The sequence below is a fragment of the Micromonospora sp. D75 genome, from assembly GCF_018070405.1.
Taxonomy (GTDB): Bacteria; Actinomycetota; Actinomycetes; order Mycobacteriales; family Micromonosporaceae; genus Micromonospora; species Micromonospora chalcea.
Window position 1 is genome coordinate 1 of the sequence record NZ_JAGPXV010000753.1, and the last position, 2,604, is coordinate 2,604.

The following is a 2,604-nucleotide window of genomic DNA, read 5'->3' on the forward strand; positions in this document are numbered from 1 at the left end:
CAGCTGGGACGGACGGTTCGACCTCCTGGTGCTCACCCCGCCCGCGTCCCGCCGCGACCGGCAGCGGCTCGCCGCCAACCTCAGCTTCCTCGGCTACGGCACGCTCGACGACTGCACCTGGGTCGCCACCCGCGCCGGCGAGGACGTCGACCTGCTGCTCGACGAGGCGGGCGTGCGCTACGAGCGGTTCACCGCCGCCCACACCTCCGGCACGCCCGGCGCGATGGGCGTGGTCCGCCGCGCGTGGGACCTGGCCGAGATCGGCCGCGCGTACGAGCGTTTCGTCGCCGAGCAGAAGCCGCTCCTGTCCGGCGTCACGGTGCGCAGCAGCGACGAGGACGCGTACGCGGCCCGGTTCCGGCTCGTGCACGCGTGGCGTACGTTCCTGTTCCGGGACCCGCAGCTGCCACCGGCGCTGCTACCCGAGCGGTGGCCGGGCACCAGCGCGGCCAGCTTCTTCGACCGGCACGCCGCCCGGCTCCGGCCGGCCGCCGACCGGTACGTCGAGCAGTGCCTCGACGCGAGCAACCGCCTGGCACGACAGAAGGGTCGTTAGAAACGTGACCGAGCCGCTGCTCGTCGACCGCACCGACGCCGTCGTCACCCTGACGCTGAACCGCCCGACGGCGATGAACTCGCTCGACGTGGCGCTCAAGGAGGCGCTCCGGGACACCCTGGCCGAGCTGGAGACCGACCGCTCCTGCCGGGCCGTGGTGCTGACCGGCGCGGGCGGCTCGTTCAGCGCCGGGCAGGACCTGCGCGAGCACGTGCAGACGCTGGACTCGGCCGACGCCGACCCGCTGGGCACGGTCCGGGCGCACTACAACCCGATCGCCGCCCGGCTGGCCAACCTGCCCAAGCCGGTGGTCGCCGCGGTGCGCGGCATGGCCGCCGGGGCGGGCGCCTCACTGGCCCTGCTCGCCGACTTCCGCATCGGCGGCCCGAAGACCCGTTTCCTGATGGCCTTCGCCGGGGTGGGGCTGGCCGCCGACACCGGCGCGTCCTGGACGCTGCCCCGGCTGGTCGGCCACGCCAAGGCCGTCGAGCTGCTGATGCTCGCCGAGCCGGTGAGCGCCGACGACGCCTGCCGGCTTGGCCTGCTGAACCGGCTGGTGGACGACGACGAGCAGGTGCTCCCGGCCGCGCAGGAGCTGGCCGCGCGGCTCGCCGCCGGCCCGACCGTCGCGTACGGGGCGATCAAGCGCCAGCTCTCCATCGCCGACGCCGGCACGCTCGCCGACGCGCTGGCCGCCGAGGCGCAGGCGCAGGCGATCTGCGGCGCCACCGCCGACCACCACGCCGCCACCAAGGCGTTCGTCAACAAGCAGAAGCCGGTCTTCGAGGGCCGCTGAACCGGGCCGGGGCGGGCGCCGGGCACCCCTCGCGCGCCCGCTCAGCGGGCCACGTAGCCGCCGTCGATGGGGATCGTGTGCCCGGTGACCCAGGCCGCGTCGTCGGAGGCGAGGAAGAGCACCACGCCCGCCACGTCGTCGGCGGTCGGGATGCCGGGCTTCGGGTTGAACGACTCCATCTGCCGGCGCATCTGTTCCGGGTCCGGCGCGTTCGCGATGAAGTGCTCCACGAGCGGGGTCATCACCACTGTCGGGGCGACCGCGTTGACGCGTACGCCCCGGGCGGCGTACTCGACGGCCGCGGACCGGGTCAGCCCGACGATGCCGGCCTTGGTGAACGTGTACGGCGAGATGTTGTCCTGCGCGGTCAGCCCGGCCGTGGACGAGGTGTTGACGATCGCGCCGCCGCCGGAGCGCAGCATCGCGTCGATGCCGTACCGCAGCACGTAGAACACGCCGTCGCCGTTGATCCGGCGGACCTTCTCCCAGTTCGCCAGGTCCATCTCGTGCAGCGCCTGCTGCTGCCCGTCGATGCCGGCGTTGTTGAAGATCACGTCGAGCCTGCCGTACCGCGCGACCGCCTCGGCGATGCCGCGCTCGACGGAGGTGGCGTCGCCGGTGTCCATGGTCACCGCGAGCGCGTCCGGCAGGCTCGACGCCACCCGTTCGGCGCCCTCGGTGTTGATGTCCGCGATCACCAGCTTGCCGCCCTCGGCGGCGAACCGGCGCGCCGTCGCCTCACCCAGGCCGGACGCTCCGCCGGTCACCAGCACGACCCTGTCCCGGAACCGCATGGCACCCCCTTGACCACGCCGGCCGGCGCCGGCCCTCGTCCCGGACGCTACCGCCCGGGACGGGGGGTCAGTCGTCCTCTTCCGGATCCTGGTTGGCCTCGACGCCGAGCACGAACGCCTGCATGGCCAGCTCGTCGCCGTAGGGCGAGACGAACGCCGGCAGCTCCCGCGGGCCCAGCTCCTGCACGTAGGACCAGAAGATCCGGACCGCCTCGGCCCGCGACGCCGCCTCGATCGGCAGGTCCAGGCTGACCAGCCAGGTGCTGCGGGCCGGCGGCGGGCCGAGCCGGTCGGCCAGCGCCCGCCAGCGGGCCGGGTCGAGCGCGACCACCGGTCCGTCCGGCGCCGGGCCGTCGACCGGAACCGGCTCGTCCAGCGCCCGCCGGGTGTACGCGACCACGAGCGGCCCGGCCGCCAGGTCGGACTGCGGATCGTCCGGGTCCTCCCGGGTCCCGGAC

3 protein-coding genes and 1 pseudogene are annotated in these 2,604 nt (G+C 74.5%); 2 read left to right on the forward strand and 2 right to left on the reverse strand.

Annotated features, from left to right (window positions below):
• A partial coding sequence (locus tag KBX39_RS28570; RefSeq protein WP_210873499.1) for a PaaX family transcriptional regulator C-terminal domain-containing protein occupies positions 1-556 on the forward strand: 556 nt, incomplete at its 5' end.
• Positions 557-560: 4 nt separating this feature from the next.
• Positions 561-1,352, forward strand: coding sequence for an enoyl-CoA hydratase/isomerase family protein (locus tag KBX39_RS28575; protein ID WP_043326927.1), 792 nt, complete (start codon positions 561-563; stop codon positions 1,350-1,352).
• A gap of 41 nt (positions 1,353-1,393) precedes the next feature.
• Here the strand turns inward: KBX39_RS28575 and KBX39_RS28580 are convergent, their stop codons facing one another.
• Both KBX39_RS28580 and KBX39_RS28585 read right to left on the reverse strand, forming a co-directional pair.
• A complete protein-coding gene (locus KBX39_RS28580; protein ID WP_043326929.1) occupies positions 1,394-2,146 on the reverse strand; it encodes an SDR family NAD(P)-dependent oxidoreductase in 753 nt (250 codons plus the stop codon).
• Positions 2,147-2,213: 67 nt separating this feature from the next.
• Positions 2,214-2,604: pseudogene (locus KBX39_RS28585) on the reverse strand (hypothetical protein); the annotation flags it as partial.

What these genes read in the sequence shown, in the direction of transcription:
- KBX39_RS28580 (WP_043326929.1), bottom strand. Translation starts at nt 2,146, where the DNA reads ATGCGGTTCCGGGACAGGGTCGTGCTGGTGACCGGCGGAGCGTCCGGC.